Raw genomic sequence first — 21,939 nt, forward strand, 5'->3', positions numbered from 1 at the left:
TGTCGCCGGTCACACGGACATGGCTCGCGTGCCCGCGCTGACGGCACGGACGACCCATTCTAGTGCATCGACCGCGCCGCTTCAGCGCGGGCCTGCGGTTTGCGTCGGATGCGCACACGAATCGTGCGCTGCATCATTGCCGACGCGCGTGGTGCGGCGAATCAGCGTTTTCCATCCCTTGCGCGTTGGATTGCGGCGCACCATGATGATTGCATAGCGCACGTGGTCGCGACCGGGAGGTTTCATGGCTAGCTACAACAAGATTCTGCTTTGCTACGACGGCACGCTCGAGGGACGCAAGGCACTGCGGTGCGGTGCGAATCTCGCGCTCGACCTGAAGGCGGAAACGCATTTGCTGTCGGTCGTCGACATGCGCTCGAGCATCGCGCAGAGCGCGGGACTGCTGACCGATGTCGCGTGCGGCCGCTTCGAAGAAACCGCGCGCGAGATCCTGCAGGAAGGGGTGAACTGGCTGCGCGAGCGCGGCGTGCAGGCCGAAGGTCATTTTGCGTTCGGCTACCCGATCGACGAAATCGCGAACCTCGCAACCGAGATCGGCGCCGACCTCGTCGTCGTCGGCCATCGCTGTCGTAGCGGATTGTCTAGATGGTGGATGGGGGCCGGCAACACGCTACTGCTCGATCGCGTGAACTGCAGCATCCTCGTCGCATGTTCGTCGGCCCAGGAGCAGAAGGCCGAAATCGCACGCGAGCGCGAGGCGGCTACCGCGAGCGGTAAATAGTGGGCTAATGGCACGAGGATGCACGCGTTTGCCGCATGACCAGCTCGCTGGCTTCGCGATGAGCGCGTGCCGCATCCGCGGCATCGCCTACCGGCAACGCGCGCTCAACCGTGCAGGTCGATTGCCGCGAGCTTCCACGTAAACAGGCCGAAGCGGTGGAAAATCGCCGCGTAGCGTGTGTCGTCGGCGCTGCGCTGGTACGTCACGACGAACTCGTCGATATTGCGGTAGCCCGCGCTCATTTGCTGCGTCCGGCTGGGTTCGCTCGCGCCGGCGGGCGCGGGCGCCGGGACCGATGTGGCGCCGCTGGCGGGTGCCGGCACGCTCGCTGGACTGCCGGCGCTCGTCGGTGGCACAGCCGGCGCGCTGGCTGGCGCGGTGCCTGACGGCGACCCCGACGGCGAGCCGGCCCATTCGGGAGGCCGTTCGCCGGGACTACCGCGCGGCGGGATGCCGCTCATCAACGCTGCAACACCTTCCGGCGTCGCGTACGCGTCGACCAGCGGGCCGATCAACGCAGACCCGATCAACGCGCCCAGCACCGCGAACGGATTGTTCTTCTTCACCGCGTCGATCCGGCGCATCAATTCTTCCGTGACCTGCTGCTTCAGACTGATGCGCAGCGACGGAAAATCGACGTACTCGCTGACCGCCTGCGCATCGCGCGCATCGATTGCCGATTTGAGCCGGCCGAGTGCCACGTATGGCGACGCATATGCGTAACCGATCGCCGCCAGTACGGCGACGATCAGTATGGCGATCAGTAGCGGCTTGAGCCGCCGGACGCGGCCCGCAGATCCAGTCACGATGCCTCCGGTACGGATGGGTTCCGCCCTCAGAGACCGTGGTGCGCTGCCGATCGTTCCTCGGCGATGCAGCGATCGATCATCCGGCAGACGGCGTCGATCGTCCCCACCATGATCAGGCGCGAGCGGCCGTGATAGACGCGCACCGGTGCGCGGCGCGCCGGTTCCGCATGATTCAGGCCGGCATTCAGCGAGACCCGCGCGAATGCGGGCAGCGCCGACGGCAGCAGCGACGCCTGCCGTTCGACTGCGACTTCTTCGCTCACTGCGGGCGCCGCAGCGGACAGCGGCGCGCAGGGCGTGCGGCCGCGCAGGTGACGCAGGCGGCCGAATTGACGGAAAGGCAGCAGACGGGACAGGCGTTCCATGGTGTTCTCCTCAGCGAGACCGATTGTCAGAGTTCGCCCGAGCGGATCAGCCCGACGGCGATGCCTTCCAGCGCAAATTCCGCGCTGCCGGCTTTGACGAAGATGTTTTCGTAATCCGGGTTCTCCGCGATCAGCTCGATGCCGCCGGGACGGCGCATCAGGCGCTTGACGGTGACGTCGTCGCCCAGCCGCGCGACGATGATCTGGCCGTCCTTCGCTTCGGTGCGCTTTTGCACCGCGAGGAGGTCGCCGTCGAGAATGCCGGCGTCGCGCATCGACAGGCCGCGCACCTTCAACAGATAGTCGGGCTTGCTCGTGAAGAGCGCCGGATCGCACGCGTAATGCTGCGAGATGTGTTCCTGCGCAAGGATCGGGCTACCGGCAGCGACGCGGCCGACGAGCGGCAGCGACAACTGCATCAGCCCGGCGTGCGGCAACGTGAACTGGTGCGGCATGTCGTCGATGCCGAGCAGGCGGATGCCGCGCGAGGCGCCTGCCGCCAGCTCGATCACGCCCTTGCGCGCCAGCGCGCGCAGGTGCTCCTCGGCTGCATTCGGCGAGCTGAAGCCCAGTTCGGCGGCGATCTCGGCGCGCGTGGGCGGGAAACCCGAGCGCTCGATCGCGCGGCGGATCAAGTCGAACACTTGCTGCTGACGTGCGGTGAGTTTGGTCATGGCTCAACTGTATGGATAGACAGTGAGCTGTATTTTTATACAGTACTTCGCGAATTTCAAGTGTTACTTGAGGTTCGATGCGATCGCGCCGGTTCCGCCGTCGTTTTGCGACGTCCCGACGCCGGTTCATCCGCCGCAACCGTCCGCCCAGTCTGCGTTAGCACTTTTGAGTATTAAAAAATGAAGAACGATTATTTTTAATAATGTAACCCGTTCGTTAGACTGGCCCGACATCGCAACACCGACGACACTGGAGAACCAATGATGGCGAAGCGCAATACGGGGCTGGGCGGCGCAGCGGGGCGCCTGATCGCAACACTGGCGTTGGGCGCGGCGGCGGCGCTCGGCGTCGCCTCGCACGCATGGGCCGACACGACGTTCCTGAACGTGTCCTACGACCCGACGCGCGAGCTGTACCAGGACTACAACCAGGCGTTCGGCAAGGAATGGAAGGCGAAGACGGGCGAGACGGTCAACTTCAAGCAGTCGCACGGCGGCTCGGGCGCGCAGGCGCGCTCGGTGCTCGACGGGCTGCAGGCCGACGTGGTCACGCTCGCGCTGGCATACGACATCGATGCGCTCGCGAACAAGGGGCTCGTCGCGAAGGACTGGCAGAAGCGCCTGCCGGACAACGCATCGCCGTACACGTCGACGATCGTGTTCCTGGTGCGCAAGGGCAACCCGAAGGGCATCAAGGACTGGGACGATCTGACCAGGCCCGGCATTTCGATCGTCACGCCGAACCCGAAGACCTCGGGCGGCGCGCGCTGGAACTATCTGGCCGCGTGGGCGTACGCGGTGCACAAGCCGGGCGGCAGCGAGCAGAGCGCGAAGGAGTTCGTGACGAAGCTCTACAAGAATGCAGGCGTGCTCGACTCCGGCGCGCGCGGCGCGACGACGAGCTTCGTGCAGCGCGGCATTGGCGACGTGCTGATCGCGTGGGAGAACGAGGCGTTCCTGTCGATCAAGGAATTCGGCACCGACAAGTTCGAGATCGTGGTGCCGTCGGTGAGCATCCTCGCCGAGCCGCCCGTCGCGGTGGTCGACAAGGTGGTCGACAAGAAGGGCACGCGCAAGCTGGCCGAGGCCTACCTGAATTTCCTGTACAGCCCGCAGGGCCAGGAGATCGCCGCGCGCAACTACTACCGGCCGCGCTCGAAGAACGTGCCGGCGGAGCTGACGAAGCAGTTCCCGAAGCTCAAGCTGTACACGGTGGACGACACGTTCGGCGGCTGGACGAATGCGCAGAAGACGCATTTCGCGGACGGCGGCGTGTTCGATTCGATCTACAAGCCGCAATAACGCCACGCAGTAACGACACGCAGCACACGATAACGACAGCGGCGCGCCACGACAGCGCGCCGCATACCCGACGGGCCGGCGCGCGATTCCGAGCGCCGGCATATGCGTCGGGCCCATGAGCAGCATCGACCCAGCAAGAGCATCCGATGACGACGTACATCTTTCGCAAGCCGAGCGCGCTGCCCGGTTTCGGCGTGACGCTCGGCATCACGGTGGCGTATTTGAGCCTCGTGGTGCTGATTCCGCTCGCCGCCACATTTCTCAAGACCGCGACCTTGTCGTGGGACCAGTTCGTCGCGGCCGTCACGTCGCCGCGCGTGCTCGCGTCGTACCGGCTGACGTTTTCGGCCGCACTCGGCGGCGCGTTGATCAACGCCGTGTTCGGCTTTCTCGTCGCGTGGGTGCTGGTGCGCTACACGTTCCCGTTCAAGCGGGTCGTCGATGCGATCGTCGACCTGCCGTTCGCGCTGCCGACGTCCGTCGCCGGCATCTCGCTCGCGGCCGTCTACGCGACCAACGGCTGGGTCGGCCAGTATCTCGCGCCGCTCGGCATCAAGATCGCATTCACGCCGGCCGGCGTGCTGGTCGCGTTGACGTTCATCGGGCTGCCGTTCGTCGTGCGCACCGTGCAGCCCGTGCTCGAGGATTTCGAGCGCGAGCAGGAGGAGGCCGCCGCATGCCTCGGCGCGTCGCGCTGGCTCACGTTCCGCCGCGTCGTGCTGCCGGCCGTGCTGCCCGCGCTGCTCACCGGCTTCGCGCTCGCGTTTGCGCGCGCGCTCGGCGAGTACGGGTCGGTGATCTTCATCGCCGGCAACGTGCCGATGAAGTCCGAGATCACGTCGCTGCTGATCATCACGAAGCTCGAGCAGTACGACTACGCGGGCGCGACCGCGCTGGCGGTCGTGATGCTGGTCGTGTCGTTCCTGATGCTGCTGCTGATCAACACGCTGCAATGGTATCTGCAGCGTCGCACGAGCCGGGGCGCGAGCGCGCCCGTCGCGGTGGCCGCGAGCGCCGCAGGAGGTGCGCAATGAGCCGCCAGTCCAGCATCGTGTCGAACAACCATGCCGCCGCGCACGCCCGTGCGGCGACGCAGCTCGATCCCGTGACCGAGCCGCGCGCCGTGCGCTGGCTGCTGATCGGCGTCGCGCTCGCGTTCCTCGCGTTCTTCCTCGTCGTGCCGCTCGCCGCGGTGTTCTTCGAGGCGCTGCGCAAGGGCGTCGGCTTCTATCTCGAATCGCTCGCCGATCCGGACGCGTGGTCGGCGATCAGGCTGACGCTGACGGTCGCCGTGATCGCGGTACCGCTCAATCTCGTGTTCGGCGTGTGCGCGTCGTGGGCGATCGCGAAGTTCGAGTTCCGCGGCAAGGCGTTGCTGACCACGCTGATCGACCTGCCGTTCTCCGTGTCGCCGGTGATCTCCGGGCTCGTCTACGTGCTGTTGTTCGGTGCGCAGGGCTGGCTCGGGCCGTGGCTGCAGGACCACGACGTGCAGATCATCTTCGCGGTGCCGGGCATCGTGCTCGCGACGATCTTCGTCACGTTCCCGTTCGTCGCGCGCGAGCTGATCCCGCTGATGCAGGCGCAGGGCAGCGACGAGGAGGAAGCCGCGCGCGTGCTCGGCGCGTCGGGCTGGCAGATCTTCCGGCGCGTGACGTTGCCGAACGTCAAGTGGGGCTTGCTGTACGGCGTGATCCTCTGCAATGCGCGCGCGATGGGCGAGTTCGGCGCGGTGTCGGTCGTGTCCGGCCACATCCGCGGCGTGACCGACACGATGCCGCTGCACGTCGAGATCCTGTACAACGAATACAACTTCGCGGCGGCGTTCGCGGTGGCGTCGGTGCTTGCGCTGCTCGCGCTCGTCACGCTCGCGCTGAAGCTGCTCGCCGAGCGTCACCTCGCCGCCGAACTGGCCGGGGCACGCGACGACGTTCCCGCTCATGCCGGCCCCGTCGCGGCCGTTTCGTCGAAATCGTAAAGAGGCAAACAGAATGGGTATCACCGTCCGTCATCTTCAGAAGCGCTTCGGCGATTTCACCGCGCTCGACAACGTGTCGCTCGATTTCCCGCCGGGCGAGCTCGTCGCGCTGCTCGGGCCGTCCGGCTGCGGCAAGACCACGCTGCTGCGCGTGATCGCGGGCCTCGAGCACGCGGACGCCGGCCAGGTCCTGCTGCAGGGCCTCGACGTCGCGTCGGTCGGCGCGCGCGATCGCCAGGTCGGCTTCGTGTTCCAGCATTACGCGCTGTTCCGCCACATGACCGTGTTCGAGAACGTTGCCTTCGGCCTGCGCGTGAAGCCGCGCCGCGAACGCCCGTCGGAAACGGTGATTCGCGACAAGGTGCACGAGCTGCTGAAGCTCGTGCAGCTCGACTGGCTCGCGCAGCGCTATCCGTCCGAACTGTCGGGCGGCCAGCGCCAGCGCATCGCGCTGGCTCGCGCGCTCGCGGTGGAGCCGAAGGTGCTGCTGCTCGACGAGCCGTTCGGCGCGCTCGACGCGAAGGTGCGCAAGGAACTGCGCAGCTGGCTGCGGCGCCTGCACGACGACCTGCACATCTCGACGATCTTCGTCACGCACGACCAGGAGGAGGCGCTCGAGGTGGCCGATCGCATCGTCGTGCTGAACCGCGGTCACGTCGAGCAGGTCGGCAGCCCGCAGGACGTCTACGACCATCCGCAAAGCGCGTTCGTCTACGAATTCCTCGGCGCGGCGAACCGGCTGCCGGGCACGGTCGCCGCGCGCGGTTTCGTCGCCGATGGCGCGGCGGCGTCGATCGCGGTCGACGCCGATTTCGCGGGCCCCGCACACGCCTACGTGCGGCCGCACGACCTGCAGCTGTGGCCGGTGGGCGGCGGCCATCGCGACGGCATCGCGGTGGACGTGCGCCGCGTGATTCCGCTCGGCGGCTCGGTGCGCGTCGAGCTGGAGGCGCGCACGGGCGGGGCGCTGGAAGCCGAGCTCGATCGCGACGCGTGGCGTGCGCTCGCGCTGCAGGTCGGCGACGGCGCGACGGCCGTGCCGCGCGCGCTGCGGGTCTTTCCCGCACACTGACGCCCGAACCCGGTCATGAGAAGAGGGCGGATACCGCTCCCGATCGATCTTCGAACAACGACAGCCCAAGAGGCATACCCATGAATTTTCAGCAATTGCGCTTCGTGCGCGAGGCCGTGCGCCAGAACATGAACCTGACCGAAGTCGCGAACGTGCTGTACACGTCGCAGTCGGGCGTGTCGAAGCAGATCAAGGATCTCGAGGACGAGCTGGGCGTCGACATCTTCATCCGGCGCGGCAAGCGGCTCACCGGCCTCACCGAGCCGGGCAAGGCCGTGCACCAGCTGATCGAGCGGATGCTGCTCGACGCCGAGAACCTGCGGCGCGTCGCGCGCCAGTTCGCCGATCAGGACAGCGGCCACCTCGTCGTCGCGACGACGCACACGCAGGCGCGCTACGCGCTGCCGAAGGTGATCCGCCAGTTCACCGAAGTGTTCCCGAAGGTGCATCTCGCGCTGCGCCAGGGTAGCCCGCAGCAGATCGCGCAGATGATCCTGAACGGCGAAGCCGATCTCGGCATCTCGACCGAGGCGCTCGACCGCTATCCGGACATCGTCACGTTCCCGTGCTATTCGTGGCACCACACGGTCGTCGTGCCCAAAGGGCATCCGCTCGTCGGACGCGAGCACCTGACGCTCGACGAGATCGCCGAATATCCGATCATCACCTACGACCAGGATTTCACCGGCCGCTCGCACATCGACCAGGCGTTCGCGCAGGCCGGCGCGGTGCCCGACGTCGTGCTGACCGCGATCGATGCTGACGTCATCAAGACTTACGTCGAGCTCGGGATGGGGATCGGCGTGGTCGCTGCGATGGCGTTCGATCCGCAGCGCGACACGGGGCTCGTCGCGCTCGACACGCAGCACCTGTTCGAGGCGAGCACGACCCGCGTCGGGCTGCGCAAAGGCGCGTTCCTGCGCGCCTATGCTTACCGCCTGATCGAGATGTTCGCGCCGCAGTTGAACGAAGCCGAGATCGCGGCGCAGTTGCGCGAGGCGGTGTAACTGGCGGCGAAGTGAAGGGCGGCAGGCGCTCGCCTGCCTGTCGCTCCCTACGGCCGCGCGACGACGCGGCATCGCGTGGTCCGGCCGGCCGGGCGCGGCTGACGGTGCGCTGCCGCGATTCACGCGACGGTCTGAAGCGCATCGCCTCGGCTGGAGGTGGCACATCCGCCACATCTGGAAACACCGCGCCGGCAAGTCCTGCCGCAACGTACCGCCGCAGCATAACCAGCCATCGCGGGGTAACGCACCCCAGCCCGCTCAGAACAAACCCTTAAATAGCGATCGCCCGGGTTGCGCGCCGAACCGAAACGGTACAGCATAGCCGTCACTCCGCCGGCTTCCCGCCGGCGGTGGCGCGTCGACGACAGCGCGCGCCAGGCAGTCGGCCGTCTGCCCCGCTTCCATTTCGTGATACCGACAAGCAGCATCGATGGCCAATGTCCGGCTCATGTAGCGCAAACGTTTGCTTGCATTAAAACAACAGCCAAACAAAACAATCCGGCCCGCCGGGCCGATCGCCAGGAGATGAGTATGAAGGTCCTGTTTCGCCGTCGCTTCCTGACCGCCGCGCTCGCCGCCGTCGCGGTCGCCGCCACCCCGGCCGCGTATGCGCAGTCTGCGGCCAAGCCGAAGGTCGCGCTGGTGATGAAGTCGCTCGCCAACGAGTTCTTCCTGACGATGGAAAACGGCGCGAAGGAATACCAGAAGCACAACGCCGGCCAGTTCGACCTGATCACGAACGGCATCAAGGACGAGACCGACACCGCCAACCAGATCCGCATCGTCGAGCAGATGATCGTGTCGAAGGTCGACGCGATCGTGCTCGCGCCGGCCGATTCGAAGGCGCTCGTGCCGGTGGTGAAGAAGGCGGTCGACGCGGGCATCGTCGTCGTGAACATCGACAACCGGCTCGATCCCGACGTGCTGAAGTCGAAGAACCTGAACGTGCCGTTCGTCGGCCCCGACAACCGCAAGGGCGCGCGCAAGGTCGGCGACTACCTCGCGAAGAGGCTCAAGGCGGGCGACCAGGTCGGCATCGTCGAAGGCGTGTCGACGACCACCAACGCGCAGCAGCGCACGGCCGGCTTCCAGGATGCGATGAAGGCGGGCGGCATGAAGGTCGTGTCGGTGCAGTCGGGCGAATGGGAGATCGACAAGGGCAACGCGGTCGCGTCCGCGATGCTCAACGAATACCCGAACCTGCGCGCGCTCCTGTGCGGCAACGACAACATGGCGATCGGCGCCGTGTCGGCGGTGCGGGCGGCGGGCAAGCAGGGCAAGGTGCTGGTGGTCGGCTACGACAACATCAACGCGATCAAGCCGATGCTGAAGGACGGCCGCGTGCTCGCGACCGCCGACCAGTACGCGGCGAAGCAGGCGGTGTTCGGCATCGACACGGCGCTGAAGGCCATCGCCGAGCATCGCAAGCAGTCTGAGCTGTCCGGCGTGGTCGAGACGCCGGTCGACCTCGTCACCAAGTGACCGAGTGACCACGTGACGCCGCACCGATGACGGCCGCCGTCCCTCAAGAATTCCGGGCGGCGGCCGTTATCTGGAGTGAGCGCGATCACGGCCACGGCATACCCATGCACTTGTGAGCGTCATAACCGCACGCCGCGGGCGCGCGGCCGCAACCAGGATCGCGATGGAACCGACCTTCCAACCTTCCCGTCCAGTCGTCCCCGTGCTCGCCGTATCCGGCGTGGGCAAGACCTACGCCGAACCGGTGCTCGCCGACGTCACGCTGACGCTCGCGGCGGGCCAGGCGCTCGCGCTGACCGGCGAGAACGGCGCGGGCAAGAGCACGCTGTCGAAGATCATCGGCGGGCTGGTCGAGCCGACGACCGGCACGATGCAGCTCGGCGGCGACGCGTATGCGCCGGCCAGCCGCACGCAGGCCGAGGCGCTCGGCGTGCGCATGGTGATGCAGGAGCTGAACCTGCTGCCGACGCTGACGGTCGCCGAGAACCTGTTTCTGAACCGGCTGCCGCGGCGCTTCGGCATCATCGACCGCGCGCGGCTGCGCGCCGATGCGCGGGCCGCGATGGCGCAGGTCGGGCTCGACGCGATCGATCCCGATACGCCGGTCGGCGCGCTCGGCATCGGCCATCAACAGATGGTCGAGATCGCGCGCAACCTGATCGGCGACTGTCGCGTGCTGATCCTCGACGAGCCGACCGCGATGCTGACCGCGCGCGAGGTCGAACTGCTGTTCGAGCAGATCGACCGCTTGAAGGCGCGCGGCGTCGCGATCGTCTATATCTCGCACCGGCTCGAGGAGCTCGCGCGCGTTGCCGAGCGGGTCGCGGTGCTGCGCGACGGCCGGCTCGTGCACGTCGGCGACATGGCCGCGATCAGCGCCGACGGGCTCGTCACGCTGATGGTCGGCCGCGAGCTCGGCGAGCACATCGATCTCGGCGCGCGCCGGATCGGCGCGCCGCGCCTCGTCGTGTCGGGCATGACGCGCGGCACGGCCGTGCAGGACGTGTCGCTCGAAGTGCGCGCCGGCGAGATCTTCGGCATCTCCGGGCTGATCGGCGCGGGGCGCACCGAATTGCTGCGGCTGATCTACGGCGCGGACACGCCCGATACGGGCATGATCGCGGTCGGCGAACCGCCGCAGCCGGTGCGCATCCAGTCGCCGGTCGACGCGGTCGCGCACGGCATCGCGCTGATCACCGAGGACCGCAAGGGCGAAGGGCTGCTGCTCACGCAATCGGTCGCCTCCAACGTGTCGCTCGGCCAGCTCGATCGGCTCGCGCGCGGCGGCGTCGTCGATACGGCGCGCGAAACGGCGCTCGCCGAGCAGCAGATCGACGCGTTGCGGATCCGCACGCACGGCGCGGCGCAGCCAGTCGGCGAACTGTCGGGCGGCAACCAGCAGAAGGTCGTGATCGGCCGCTGGCTCGCACGTGACATGGGCGTGCTGCTGTTCGACGAGCCGACGCGCGGCATCGACGTCGGCGCGAAGTTCGAGATCTACACGCTGATGGGCGCGCTGGCGCGCGACGGCCGCGCGCTGGTGGTCGTATCGAGCGACCTGCGCGAGCTGATGCTGATCTGCGACCGGATCGGCGTGATGTCGGCCGGCCGCATGACCGCCGTGTTCGAACGCGGCAACTGGACTCAGGATGCGCTGCTGGCCGCCGCGTTCGCCGGCTTCGGCCGCGACGCGTTGCCGGACGGCATGCAGCATCCGGATGCGGGAGCGGCGCCGCGCGCGGCTTCCGCGGTTTCGACCACAGGACCACACTCATGACCCAGCCTCCCGTATCTCCGAGTGACGCAGGCGCACAGCAGGACCTGACCGGGGGCCGCGCGCGCACGCTGTCCGGCACACGGCTCGGCGTCTCGAACTACCTCGGGCTCGCCGGTGCGCTCGTCGCGATGGTCGCGCTGTTTTCGGCGCTGAGCTCGCACTTCCTGACCTACGACACGTTCAGCACGATCGCGAACCAGATTCCCGATCTCGTCGTGATGTCGGTCGGCATGACGTTCGTGCTGATCATCGCCGGCATCGACCTGTCGGTCGGCTCCGTCCTGGCGCTGGCCGCGTCGATGGTCAGCGTGGCCGCGCTGAAATGGCAGTGGGCGCCGTTGCCGGCCGCGCTGAGCGGCATCGCGGTCGCCACCGTGACCGGCTCGCTGACGGGCGCGGTGACGGTCGGCTGGCGGATTCCGTCGTTCATCGTGTCGCTCGGCGTGCTGGAAGGCGCGCGCGGGCTCGCGTACCAGCTGACGAATTCGCGCACCGCGTATATCGGCGACGCGTTCGATTTCCTGTCGAACCCGATCGCGCTCGGCATTTCGCCGGCGTTCCTGATCGCGGTCGCGGTGATGATCGCCGCGCAGTTCGTGCTGACGCGCACCGTGTTCGGACGCTATCTGGTCGGAATCGGCACGAACGAAGAAGCCGTGCGGCTGGCAGGGGTTAACCCGCGGCCGTATAAAATCCTCGTATTCGCATTGATGGGCGCGCTTGCCGGGCTCGCGTCGCTGTTCCAGATTTCGCGGCTCGAAGCGGCGGACCCGAACGCGGGCGTGGGCCTCGAGCTGCAGGTGATCGCGGCCGTCGTGATCGGCGGCACGAGCCTGATGGGCGGGCGCGGCTCGGTGATCAGCACGTTCTTCGGCGTTTTGATCATCTCCGTGCTGGCGGCGGGGCTTGCGCAGATCGGCGCGAACGAGCCCACCAAACGGATCATCACGGGGGCGGTGATCGTGGTGGCCGTCGTGCTCGACACGTATCGCAGCCGGCGCTCGCGCGCACGGTAGAACAACATGGAACGCAGACCAAAGAGAAACGGGATATGGCGACGATCAAGGATGTAGCGGCCATGGCGGGCGTGTCGTTTACGACCGTCTCGCACGTAGTGAACAATTCGCGGCCGGTGTCCGCGGATGTGCGCGCGAAGGTCGAAGGCGCGATTCGCGAGCTGAACTACGTGCCGTCGGCCGTAGCGCGCTCGCTGAAGGCGCGCGCGACGGCGACCATCGGCCTCGTCGTGCCGAACAGCACGAATCCGTATTTCGCGGAGCTTGCACGCGGCATCGAGGATCAATGCGCGGCGAACGGCTATTGCGTGTTCTTCTGCAACTCGGACGACGATCCGGTGAAGCAGCGCAACTACCTGCGCGTGCTGCAGGAAAAGCGCATCGACGGGCTGATCGTCGCATCGGCCGGCGAGGACGCCGTGCTCGCGCAGACGCTCGCCGATTCGCAAGCGCCGCTCGTCGTCGTCGATCGCAACATCGAGGGGCTGCCGGCCGACCTCGTGCAGATCGACCACGAGCGCGGCGCGTATCTGGCCACGCGGCATCTGCTCGAGCTCGGCCACGCGAAGATCGGCTGCATCACCGGCCCGACCGACACGGCCGTCAGCGCGATGCGCGTGCACGGCTTCATCCGCGCGATGGCCGAGCGCGGCATCGACATCGTGCCGGGCGCGATCGCCGAAAGCGATTTTTCGTGCCTCGGCGGCTATCACGCGGCGGCGCGGCTGTTCGAGACGGTGCAGCCGAGCGCGATTTTCGCCGGCAACGACCTGATGGGCGTCGGCGCGCTGCGCGCGGCGGCCGAGCGCGGCATCCGCGTGCCGGACGAATGCTCGATCATCGGCTTCGACGACATCGAGTTTTCCCGCTACACCTATCCGGCGCTGTCGACGGTCGGGCAGTCGGTGCGGGCGCTCGGCGAAATGGCCGCGCAGACGCTGATCGAGCGGATCGGCGGCGGCTCGACGGCCGCGCCGAGCCGCCGCCGCGTCGTGTCGCCGCGGCTCGTGCTGCGCGAATCGACGTCGGTCTATCGGGAGCCTGCCGTGCCCGGTGCGCGCGCATGACGGCGCCCAACGCCGGTGCAGGCCGCGTGACGGTGGTCGGCAGCCTCAACATGGATCTCGTCGTACGTGCGCCGCGGCTGCCGTTGCCGGGCGAAACGCTGGCCGGCCGCGCGTATGCGCAGGCAGCGGGCGGCAAGGGCGGCAACCAGGCCGTCGCCGCCGCGCGCCTGGGCGCGCAGGTCGCGATGATCGGCTGTGTCGGCGCGGACGCGCACGGCGCAGCGCTGCGCGCGGGCCTCGAGGCGGAAGGCATCGATTGCTCGCGGGTCGCGACGAGCGCGTCCGCATCGACGGGCGTCGCGCTGATCGTTGTCGACGATGCGAGCCAGAACACGATCGTGATCGTCGCGGGCGGTAACGGCGAAGTCACGCCGGCAACGGTCGCGCAGCACGAGGCCGCGATCGCCGCGGCCGACGTGCTGATCTGCCAGCTCGAGACGCCGCCGGACGCGGTATTCGCGGCGCTGTCGGCCGGGCGGCGCCTCGGGCGCACGGTGGTGCTGAACCCGGCGCCGGCCGTCGCGCCGCTGCCCGACGGCTGGCTGCCGCTGGTCGACTATCTGATCCCGAACGAGGTCGAGGCCGCCGCGCTGACCGGCCTGCCGGTGCGCGATCCGGCCGACGCGGAAGCTGCCGCGCGCGCGCTGCAGGCGGCCGGCGCACGCAACGTGCTGATCACGCTCGGCGCGCGCGGCGTGCTGGCGCTCAGCGCCGACGGCGCGGCGCGCCACTATCCGGCGCCCGTCGTGCAGGCGCTCGACACGACCGCCGCCGGCGACACCTTCATCGGCGGCTTCGCGGCCCGGCTCGCGGCCGGCGACGGCGTCGACGCCTCGATCCGCTTTGCGCAGCGCGCCGCGGCCGTCTCGGTCACGCGCGCGGGCGCGCAGCCTTCGATTCCCACCCTCGCCGAACTGGCCTGATAACGCCGGATCGCGCGGCTTCCGCCGCCGGCACGAGCCGGCGGCCGGTCATCCTCCAACACCCGTCGCCGTCGATTGCAGCGCGCGCGCGTCGCGCGACACGCTGCCGTGTTGCGCCCCCTTCATTCATTCATACGTAATGAATGACAGGATTGCTGAGAAAATTGATAGCAATACCATCAAGTTGTGCGTCGAATGGTCGTAAATGTATCGGAGCGAAACAGTGTTTCGAAACGGGCCAGGCCCGTCCATGACGACGCAAGACAGGAACAATGATGGTGATCGCAAACCTGACGATACGGGCGCGCATCGGCTTGACGATGGCGTTTCTCGCGGTGCTGCTGGCGGTGATCGGGGTGCTCGGCCTCTACGGGATGAGCACGGCGAACGACTCGATGCGCGAGCTGTTCACGAACCAGATGCCGAGCGCGGTCGACGTGGCCGTCGCGGACACCTACGCGGCGCGCGAGCGGCTGGCGCTCGATCGCGCCGCGCTGCTGGTGGGCACGCCCGATTCGGCCACGGCGGTCGAGCGCAGCCGCGAGATGCGCGCGCAGTCCGACGCGTGGTGGAAGAAGTACCTCGATCTGCCGCGCGGCCCGGAGGAAGACCGCATCGCGCAGGACGTCGCCGCAAAGCGACAGGCGCTGCAGCGCAACTGCGACGCGTTCGGCGCGCTCGTCACGGCCGGCGACCGTGACCGGCTCGGCGAAGGCGCCAAGCAACTCCAGGTGAAGTACAACGACCTCACGACCGCGAGCGAGGCGTTGCGCAATTTTCAGTTCTCCGACGCTCAGCGCGGCTTCGATCACGCGGAATCGGTGTACGAAACGTTGCGCGTAGTGTCCGTCGTCGCGCTGCTCGCCGGCTTCGTCGCCGCGGTGCTGTCGTGGCTGACGCTGACCCGCGCGATCGGCCGCCCGCTCGCTGAGGCGCTCGGTCATTTCGACGCGATCGCGGCAGGCGACCTGCGCCGTGCGATCGTCGTGCAGCGGCGTGACGAAATGGGGCAACTGCTGAACGGTCTCGCGAAGATGCAGCGCGGGCTCGTCGACACCGTGCGCACGGTGCGCGGCGGCAGCGAGTCGATCGCGACGGCCGCGCGGGAAATTGCCGCCGGCAACATCGACCTGTCGTCGCGTACGGAGGAGCAGGCGTCCGCGCTGCAGGAAACTGCATCGAGCATGGAGCAGCTGACCGGCACCGTGAAACAGAACGCGGACAATGCACGGCAGGCGAGCGCGCTGGCTGCGAACGCATCGGAGATCGCCAACAAGGGCAATACGGTGGTCGGCCAGGTGGTCGGCACGATGGGCGAAATCAACGACAGCTCGGCGAAGATCGCGGACATCATCGCGATCATCGAAGGCATCGCGTTTCAAACCAACATCCTGGCGCTGAACGCGGCCGTCGAAGCGGCGCGCGCCGGCGAGGAAGGGCGCGGCTTTGCGGTCGTCGCGGGCGAGGTGCGCAGCCTCGCGCAGCGCTCGTCGAGCGCGGCCAAGGAGATCAAGGCGCTGATCGACGCGTCGGTGGAGCGTATCCACACGGGCTCGCAACTGGTCGACGAAGCCGGCCGCACGATGCACGACGTGATCGCCGCGGTGCAGCGCGTGACGGACATCATGGGCGAGATCGCCGCGGCGTCCGAAGAGCAGAGCAGCGGCATCGATCAAGTCGCTCGCGCGGTCGCGCAGATGGACGAAGTCACGCAACAGAACGCGGCGCTCGTCGAGGAAGCGGCGGCCGCCGCGCAATCGCTCGACGAACAGGCGGCGCGCCTGCGCGAAACGGCAGCGGTGTTCCGGCTCGACGACGACGCGGCGCGACCGTCGGTCGCAGCCGGCGCCACGCGTCAGGCGCCGCGCGCGAAGCCTGCGCCCGCTGCGCAGCCGGCCGCGGCAGCCGCACCTTCCGTGCCCGCTGGGCCGACCGCCGCGCCTGCCACGCGCAACGAGCGTGACGCCGCACCGAAGCGCACGGCACCGGCGCGCAAGCCGGCAGCCGCAGCGAGCGCGCCGTCCCCGGCTGCGGCAACGGCCGGCGCCGACGATTGGGAGACGTTCTGATACGCGCATGCGCGCGCCTGCCGTCTGCATCAATCCCCATTTGACGAAGTCACACCGGACGCCCGCGCATGCGGGCGTCGTCGTTCGTGCGGCCGGTCGAATGTGACACCGTCCGTGAACATTCACGCGTCGACGCGCGATGTGCATCCGCGCTACGGGTATCTCCTGACGATGCGAAAAAAATTTGTAACGGTGGGCGCGACGTGTCGTCGCAAACGTCTGCTCGAACGTCTATGAAGAAGGGGGCGTGAAGGGGAGTGTGAACGGCGCGGCGACGACGGCGAAGCCATCCGACGCACGAGACGTTCCGCTGCTCGGCGAGACGCGGCGGATGCAGTTTATGCGGCTCGGGAGATCGATTGTAAAGCGACGAAATGCATTGTCCAACCGGTGTTGTCGAGAATGACGAACTTCATACGAAGATGTCGTGAAAAAAAATAAGAAAGGGTTTAGGATGAATTCGAACGCGCTTGCTTCTGCGCAGTCATAGGAAGGCAGGCAAGTCTTACGACTCACGCGAGGGAGGTAGCATGGATATTTACAGCAGCTTCGCGAACCGCTTCGAAAAAACGCGAGAGGAAGAATTCTCGCTGGAGGAGTACCTCGCGCTCTGCAAGAACGATCCGTCAGCGTACGCCACGGCAGGCGAACGCATGCTGGCTGCAATCGGGGAACCCGAGCAAATCGATACCCGCAACGACCCGCGCCTGTCGCGGATCTTCGCGAACAAGGTTATCAAGGTCTATCCCGCCTTCCGTGAGTTTTACGGAATGGAGGAAGTGATCGAGCAGGTGGTTGCGTACTTCCGCCACGCTGCGCAAGGGCTTGAAGAGAAGAAGCAGATCCTCTACCTGCTCGGGCCGGTCGGCGGCGGCAAGTCGTCGATCGCCGAGCGTCTCAAGCAGCTGATGGAACGCGTGCCGTTCTATTCGCTGAAGGGCTCGCCCGTCAACGAATCGCCGCTCGGGCTGTTCGACTACGACGAAGACGGCCCGATCCTCGAAGAGCAATACGGCATTCCGCGCCGCTATCTGAAGAGCATCCTCAGCCCGTGGGCCGTGAAGCGCCTGCACGAATACAACGGCGACATCCGTCAGTTCCGCGTGGTGCGTCGCTACCCGTCGATCCTGCGGCAGATCGGCATCGCGAAGACGGAGCCCGGCGACGAGAACAATCAGGACATCTCGTCGCTCGTCGGCAAGGTCGACATCCGCAAGCTCGAGCAGTACGCGCAGGACGACGCCGATGCGTACAGCTATTCGGGCGGCCTGTGCCTGGCGAACCAGGGGCTGCTCGAATTCGTCGAAATGTTCAAGGCGCCGATCAAGGTGCTGCACCCGCTGCTCACCGCGACGCAGGAAGGCAACTTCAAGGGCACGGAAGGCTTCGGCGCGATCCCGTTCGACGGCGTGATTCTCGCGCACTCGAACGAGTCGGAGTGGAAGGCGTTCCGCAACAACCGCAACAACGAGGCGCTGCTCGACCGGATCTTCGTCGTGAAGGTGCCGTATTGCCTGCGCGTCTCGGAAGAGATCAAGATCTACGAGAAGCTGATCCGCAATTCGTCGCTCGCCGAAGCGGTGTGCGCGCCCGGCACGCTGAAGATGATGTCGCAGTTCGCGGTGCTGTCGCGGCTGCACGAGCCGGAGAATTCGAGCCTCTTTTCGAAGATGCAGGTGTACGACGGCGAGAACCTGAAGGACACCGATCCCAAGGCGAAGTCGTACCAGGAGTATCGCGACTACGCGGGCGTGGACGAAGGGATGACGGGCGTATCGACGCGCTTCGCGTTCAAGATCCTGTCGCGCGTGTTCAACTTTGACACGAGCGAAGTCGCCGCGAACCCGGTGCATCTGATGTACGTGCTCGAACAGCAGATCGAACGCGAGCAGTTCCCGCCTGAAACGGAGCAGAAGTATCTGTCGTTCGTGAAGGACGTGCTGGCGTCGCGTTATGCGGAGTTCATCGGCAAGGAAATCCAGACGGCGTACCTCGAATCGTATTCGGAATACGGGCAGAACATCTTCGACCGCTACGTCACGTATGCGGATTTCTGGATCCAGGATCAGGAGTTCCGCGATCACGACACGGGCGAGAGCTTCGACCGCGCCGCGCTGAACGCCGAACTGGAGAAGATCGAGAAGCCGGCCGGCATCAGCAACCCGAAGGATTTCCGCAACGAGATCGTGAACTTCGTGTTGCGCGCGCGGGCCGCGAACGCCGGCAAGAATCCGGTGTGGACGAGCTACGAGAAGTTGCGGGTCGTGATCGAGAAGAAGATGTTCTCGAATACCGAGGAACTGTTGCCGGTCATTTCGTTCAACGCGAAGGGCTCGGCCGAGGAGCAACGCAAGCATGAGGACTTTGTGAACCGGATGGTCGCGAAGGGCTATACGCCGAAGCAGGTGAGGCTGCTTTGCGACTGGTACCTGCGCGTGCGCAAGTCGTCATGACGCGCGCGGTACCGTGCCCGTGCGGAGGGTCCGCGCGGGCACCTTCAGAGGCGCCGCCCGCATGACGGCAGACGGCATGTGCGGCGAGCGTCCCGGCATATCGACTTTCGAGCGGGAGACCGGGAGTGCTTCATCAAATCATCGACCGCAGGCTGGCCGGCAAGAACAAGAGCATCGCCAACCGCGAACGCTTTCTGCGTCGCGTCAAGAACTACATTCGTCGTGCCGTGTCGGACGCGGTGCGCGATCGTAGCATCAAGGATATCCAGAGCACGCAAAGCATCACGATTCCGCGCAAGGACATCGCGGAGCCGACCTTCCGGCACGGGCCGGGTGGCCGTCGTGAATACGTGCACCCCGGCAACGAGGACTACGTGCGCGGCGACAAGATTCCGCGCCCGCAGGGCGGCTCGGGCGGCGGCGGCAGTCAGGCGAGCAACGACGGCGAAGGGCAGGACGACTTCGTGTTCGAGTTGTCGCGCGACGAATTCATGCAGTACTTCTTCGACGATCTCGAACTGCCGCGCCTCGTGAAGACGCACCTGCTCACGGTGCCGAGCTGGAAGAACGTGCGCGCGGGCTGGGCGGCGGAAGGCACGCCGAACAACATCGACGTCGTGCGCTCGCTCAGAAGCGCGCTCGGCCGGCGCATCGCGCTCGGTTCGCCGCTCGTGAACGAGCTGCGCGAGCTCGAAGCGCAGCTCGAGGCGCTGAAGAATGATCCGGAAGATCGCCGTGCGGAAATCGCGACGCTCGAAGCCGAGATCCATCATCTGAAAGGGCGCATCTGGCGGATTCCGTTCATCGATCCGTTCGATCTGCGCTACGTGAATCGCGTCAAGCAGCCGCAGCCGTCGAGCCAGGCCGTGATGTTCTGCCTGATGGACGTGTCGGGCTCGATGGACGAACAGCGCAAGGATCTCGCGAAGCGCTTCTTCATCCTGTTGTACCTGTTCCTGAAGCGCAACTACGAACGCATCGAGGTCGTGTTCATTCGTCACCACACGCGCGCCGAGGAAGTCGACGAGGACACCTTCTTCCATTCGACGGAAAGCGGCGGCACCGTGGTGTCGAGCGCGCTCGAGCTGATGCGCAAGGTGATGGACGAGCGCTACTCGCCGACCGAGTGGAACATCTACGGCGCGCAGGCCTCGGACGGCGACAACTGGACCGACGATTCGCCGAAGTGTCGCAAAATCCTCGAAGAGGATATCCTCACCAAGACGCGTTATTTCGCCTACATCCAGGTCGCGCCGGAAGAGCAGAATCTGTGGCTGGAGTATGCGCAACTGGCGCTGTCGCAACCGCATCTCGCGATGAAGAAAGTCGAATCGGCTGCCGACATCTACCCAGTATTTCGCGAGTTGTTCGAAAAGCAGGTGGAAATGTCATGACAACGCGCCATCTGCACAACGAATCGCGCGGCTATGCGCCGCGCCCTTCCGGCGACGACACGGCCGGCCCCGCCGCATCGCAGCAAAGCGGCCAGGCCGGGCCCGCTGCGCCGGCCGCCGACTTGCCCGCTGCCGGGCAGAAGGAAGCGCGTATGAACGTTGCCGAACGCAAGCCGCTGCCGTGCCCGTCCGACTGGACGTTCGAGCTGCTCGAGGAATACGACACGCACATCGCGCAGGTCGCCGAGCAGTACGAGCTCGACATCTATCCGATCCAGCTCGAACTGATCAGCGCCGAGCAGATGATGGACGCGTATGCGTCGGTCGGGATGCCCGTCAACTACCGACACTGGTCGTTCGGCAAGCATTTCCTCGCCACCGAGAAGAGCTATCGGCGCGGCCAGATGGGCCTCGCCTACGAGATCGTCATCAACTCGAACCCTTGCATCGCGTATCTGATGGAAGAGAACACGATGACGATGCAGGCGCTGGTGATCGCGCATGCGGCCTACGGCCACAACTCGTTCTTCAAGGGCAACTACCTGTTCCGGCTGTGGACCGACGCGCACGCGATCATCGACTATCTCGTGTACGCGAAGAACTACGTCGCCGAATGCGAGGAGCGCTATGGCCTCGATCGCGTCGAGGAGCTGCTCGATTCGTGTCACGCGCTGATGAACTACGGCGTCGACCGCTACAAGCGGCCGCAGAAGCCGTCGCTGTCGAAGGAAGCGGCGCTGCGGCGCGAGCGCGAGGCGTATCTGCAGTCGCAGGTCAACGAGCTGTGGCGCACGCTGCCGGGCAAGAAGCCCGAACTGGCCGAGGAGCAGGAAGGCCGCTATCCGCCGGAGCCGCAGGAGAACCTGCTGTATTTCGCGGAAAAGAACGCGCCGCTGCTCGAGCCGTGGGAGCGTGAGGTGATCCGCATCGTGCGCAAGATCGGCCAGTACTTCTACCCGCAGCGGCAGACGCAGGTGATGAACGAAGGCTGGGCCACGTTCTGGCATTACACGCTGCTGAACACGCTGTACAACCAGGGCAAGCTCGAAGACGGCTTCATGATGGAGTTCCTGCATTCGCACAGCAACGTCGTCTATCAGCCGCCGGTCACGAAGCCGTACTACAGCGGGATCAACCCGTATGCGCTCGGCTTCTCGATGATGAGCGACATCCGCCGCATCTGCGAAGCGCCGACGGAAGAGGACTACAAGTGGTTTCCGGAAATCGCGGGCACGCCGTGGTTGCCGGCGATGCACTACGCGATGCGCAATTTCAAGGACGAGAGCTTCATCGCGCAGTATCTGTCGCCGAACCTGATCCGCGAGATGCGGCTGTTCTCGGTGCTCGACGACGACATGCGCGATTCGCTCGAAGTGTCGGCGATCCACGACGAATCCGGCTACCAGTACGTGCGCCAGGCGCTGTCGCGGCAGTACGACATCCATCACCGCGAACCGAACATCCAGGTGTGGGCCGTCAACACGCGCGGCGACCGCAGCCTCACGCTGCGCCACTTCATGACCGACAACCGGCATCTGTCGAACGACAGCGACGAGGTGCTCAAGCACATGGCACGCCTCTGGCAGTTCGACGTGTACCTGGAAAGCGTCGACGAGGCAGGCACCGTGCGCAAGCGCTACGAATGCCGATACGTGCCGCCCGAGGTGCGAGTTTGACGCGTATCTGACCGGTCGAGCGAATGGTTTGCATCCGACGCCAGCCTTGCGGCTGGCGTTTTCATATGACGAACGCTCGGCAGGAGAAGATTTTTCTACATCGGGATGAACCCGGAGAGACTGCTACTTTACA

Annotated in this window: 18 protein-coding genes; 15 read left to right on the forward strand and 3 right to left on the reverse strand. The window is 66.4% G+C overall.

The annotated features are described in order from the left end of the window. The first annotated feature begins 244 nt into the window (after positions 1–244). Entirely contained in the window at positions 245–742 is a 498-nt protein-coding gene (locus tag EX20_RS07205) for a universal stress protein (RefSeq protein WP_011884727.1), read from the forward strand. A 104-nt stretch (positions 743–846) separates the two neighbouring features. Here EX20_RS07205 and EX20_RS07210 read toward each other — a convergent pair whose 3' ends face one another. Genes EX20_RS07210 through lexA form a run of 3 tightly spaced genes read right to left on the reverse strand, consistent with a single transcriptional unit; the run spans position 847 to position 2,590 of the window. Beyond that, positions 847–1,548, reverse strand: coding sequence for a DUF2939 domain-containing protein (locus EX20_RS07210; RefSeq protein ID WP_034193099.1), 702 nt, complete (start codon positions 1,546–1,548; stop codon positions 847–849). Positions 1,549–1,577: 29 nt separating this feature from the next. Next, entirely contained in the window at positions 1,578–1,916 is a 339-nt protein-coding gene (locus EX20_RS07215) for a hypothetical protein (protein WP_011884731.1), read from the reverse strand. 26 nt (positions 1,917–1,942) lie between these two features. Then, on the reverse strand, positions 1,943–2,590 hold the full coding sequence (gene lexA, locus EX20_RS07220) for a transcriptional repressor LexA (protein ID WP_011884733.1): 648 nt from the start codon (positions 2,588–2,590) through the stop codon (positions 1,943–1,945). Between the two features lie 264 nt (positions 2,591–2,854). Here lexA and EX20_RS07225 point away from each other — a divergent pair, with 264 nt between their 5' ends. The 14 genes from EX20_RS07225 to EX20_RS07290 all read left to right on the forward strand — a co-directional run bounded on the left by EX20_RS07225 (position 2,855) and on the right by EX20_RS07290 (position 21,806). Then, a complete protein-coding gene (locus tag EX20_RS07225) occupies positions 2,855–3,892 on the forward strand; it encodes a sulfate ABC transporter substrate-binding protein (protein WP_034193191.1) in 1,038 nt (345 codons plus the stop codon). A gap of 146 nt (positions 3,893–4,038) precedes the next feature. Next, the gene (gene cysT, locus EX20_RS07230; RefSeq protein ID WP_014722988.1) at positions 4,039–4,926 is read left to right on the forward strand and encodes a sulfate ABC transporter permease subunit CysT; all 888 of its coding nucleotides are present in this window, start codon (positions 4,039–4,041) and stop codon (positions 4,924–4,926) included. Further along, on the forward strand, positions 4,923–5,870 hold the full coding sequence (gene cysW / locus EX20_RS07235) for a sulfate ABC transporter permease subunit CysW (RefSeq protein WP_011884739.1): 948 nt from the start codon (positions 4,923–4,925) through the stop codon (positions 5,868–5,870). Before cysT ends, cysW begins: the two co-directional genes overlap by 4 nt. A gap of 13 nt (positions 5,871–5,883) precedes the next feature. Next, positions 5,884–6,942 carry a sulfate/molybdate ABC transporter ATP-binding protein gene (locus tag EX20_RS07240; protein WP_014722990.1) on the forward strand — a complete coding sequence of 353 codons (1,059 nt, stop codon included), beginning with the start codon at positions 5,884–5,886 and terminating at the stop codon, positions 6,940–6,942. 80 nt (positions 6,943–7,022) lie between these two features. Next, positions 7,023–7,949 (forward strand): CysB family HTH-type transcriptional regulator, encoded by a 927-nt coding sequence (locus tag EX20_RS07245; protein ID WP_011884743.1) that lies wholly within the window; start codon positions 7,023–7,025, stop codon positions 7,947–7,949. 531 nt (positions 7,950–8,480) lie between these two features. Next, positions 8,481–9,431: a sugar ABC transporter substrate-binding protein gene (locus EX20_RS07250; protein WP_014722991.1), complete on the forward strand. Its 951-nt coding sequence runs from the start codon at positions 8,481–8,483 to the stop codon at positions 9,429–9,431. Between the two features lie 163 nt (positions 9,432–9,594). Continuing rightward, positions 9,595–11,208 (forward strand): sugar ABC transporter ATP-binding protein, encoded by a 1,614-nt coding sequence (locus EX20_RS07255; protein ID WP_034193100.1) that lies wholly within the window; start codon positions 9,595–9,597, stop codon positions 11,206–11,208. Then, positions 11,205–12,224, forward strand: coding sequence for an ABC transporter permease (locus EX20_RS07260; protein ID WP_034193101.1), 1,020 nt, complete (start codon positions 11,205–11,207; stop codon positions 12,222–12,224). Before EX20_RS07255 ends, EX20_RS07260 begins: the two co-directional genes overlap by 4 nt. A gap of 35 nt (positions 12,225–12,259) precedes the next feature. Continuing rightward, positions 12,260–13,291 carry a LacI family DNA-binding transcriptional regulator gene (locus tag EX20_RS07265; RefSeq protein ID WP_034193102.1) on the forward strand — a complete coding sequence of 344 codons (1,032 nt, stop codon included), beginning with the start codon at positions 12,260–12,262 and terminating at the stop codon, positions 13,289–13,291. Next, entirely contained in the window at positions 13,288–14,214 is a 927-nt protein-coding gene (gene rbsK, locus EX20_RS07270) for a ribokinase (RefSeq protein ID WP_034193103.1), read from the forward strand. Before EX20_RS07265 ends, rbsK begins: the two co-directional genes overlap by 4 nt. Before the next feature lie 275 nt (positions 14,215–14,489). Next, positions 14,490–16,283, forward strand: a complete 1,794-nt coding sequence (locus tag EX20_RS07275) for a methyl-accepting chemotaxis protein (RefSeq protein ID WP_034193104.1) — start codon at positions 14,490–14,492, stop codon at positions 16,281–16,283. Positions 16,284–16,813: 530 nt separating this feature from the next. After that, positions 16,814–18,736 (forward strand): PrkA family serine protein kinase, encoded by a 1,923-nt coding sequence (locus EX20_RS07280; RefSeq protein WP_011884759.1) that lies wholly within the window; start codon positions 16,814–16,816, stop codon positions 18,734–18,736. Positions 18,737–18,861: 125 nt separating this feature from the next. After that, positions 18,862–20,130: a YeaH/YhbH family protein gene (locus EX20_RS07285; RefSeq protein ID WP_011884761.1), complete on the forward strand. Its 1,269-nt coding sequence runs from the start codon at positions 18,862–18,864 to the stop codon at positions 20,128–20,130. Next, on the forward strand, positions 20,127–21,806 hold the full coding sequence (locus tag EX20_RS07290) for a SpoVR family protein (RefSeq protein ID WP_034193105.1): 1,680 nt from the start codon (positions 20,127–20,129) through the stop codon (positions 21,804–21,806). The genes EX20_RS07285 and EX20_RS07290 overlap by 4 nt, the downstream gene beginning before the upstream one ends. The last annotated feature ends 133 nt before the right edge of the window (positions 21,807–21,939 follow it).

The organism is Burkholderia sp. WP42 (genome assembly GCF_000745665.1).
In the GTDB taxonomy this organism is placed as follows: domain Bacteria; phylum Pseudomonadota; class Gammaproteobacteria; order Burkholderiales; family Burkholderiaceae; genus Burkholderia; species Burkholderia vietnamiensis.

What these genes read in the sequence shown, in the direction of transcription:
- EX20_RS07205 (WP_011884727.1), top strand. Translation starts at nt 245, where the DNA reads ATGGCTAGCTACAACAAGATTCTGCTTTGCTACGACGGCACGCTCGAG.
- EX20_RS07215 (WP_011884731.1), bottom strand. Translation starts at nt 1,916, where the DNA reads ATGGAACGCCTGTCCCGTCTGCTGCCTTTCCGTCAATTCGGCCGCCTG.
- lexA (WP_011884733.1), bottom strand. Translation starts at nt 2,590, where the DNA reads ATGACCAAACTCACCGCACGTCAGCAGCAAGTGTTCGACTTGATCCGC.
- EX20_RS07225 (WP_034193191.1), top strand. Translation starts at nt 2,855, where the DNA reads ATGGCGAAGCGCAATACGGGGCTGGGCGGCGCAGCGGGGCGCCTGATC.
- cysT (WP_014722988.1), top strand. Translation starts at nt 4,039, where the DNA reads ATGACGACGTACATCTTTCGCAAGCCGAGCGCGCTGCCCGGTTTCGGC.
- cysW (WP_011884739.1), top strand. Translation starts at nt 4,923, where the DNA reads ATGAGCCGCCAGTCCAGCATCGTGTCGAACAACCATGCCGCCGCGCAC.
- EX20_RS07240 (WP_014722990.1), top strand. Translation starts at nt 5,884, where the DNA reads ATGGGTATCACCGTCCGTCATCTTCAGAAGCGCTTCGGCGATTTCACC.
- EX20_RS07245 (WP_011884743.1), top strand. Translation starts at nt 7,023, where the DNA reads ATGAATTTTCAGCAATTGCGCTTCGTGCGCGAGGCCGTGCGCCAGAAC.
- EX20_RS07250 (WP_014722991.1), top strand. Translation starts at nt 8,481, where the DNA reads ATGAAGGTCCTGTTTCGCCGTCGCTTCCTGACCGCCGCGCTCGCCGCC.
- EX20_RS07255 (WP_034193100.1), top strand. Translation starts at nt 9,595, where the DNA reads ATGGAACCGACCTTCCAACCTTCCCGTCCAGTCGTCCCCGTGCTCGCC.
- EX20_RS07260 (WP_034193101.1), top strand. Translation starts at nt 11,205, where the DNA reads ATGACCCAGCCTCCCGTATCTCCGAGTGACGCAGGCGCACAGCAGGAC.
- EX20_RS07265 (WP_034193102.1), top strand. Translation starts at nt 12,260, where the DNA reads ATGGCGACGATCAAGGATGTAGCGGCCATGGCGGGCGTGTCGTTTACG.
- rbsK (WP_034193103.1), top strand. Translation starts at nt 13,288, where the DNA reads ATGACGGCGCCCAACGCCGGTGCAGGCCGCGTGACGGTGGTCGGCAGC.
- EX20_RS07275 (WP_034193104.1), top strand. Translation starts at nt 14,490, where the DNA reads ATGGTGATCGCAAACCTGACGATACGGGCGCGCATCGGCTTGACGATG.
- EX20_RS07280 (WP_011884759.1), top strand. Translation starts at nt 16,814, where the DNA reads ATGGATATTTACAGCAGCTTCGCGAACCGCTTCGAAAAAACGCGAGAG.
- EX20_RS07290 (WP_034193105.1), top strand. Translation starts at nt 20,127, where the DNA reads ATGACAACGCGCCATCTGCACAACGAATCGCGCGGCTATGCGCCGCGC.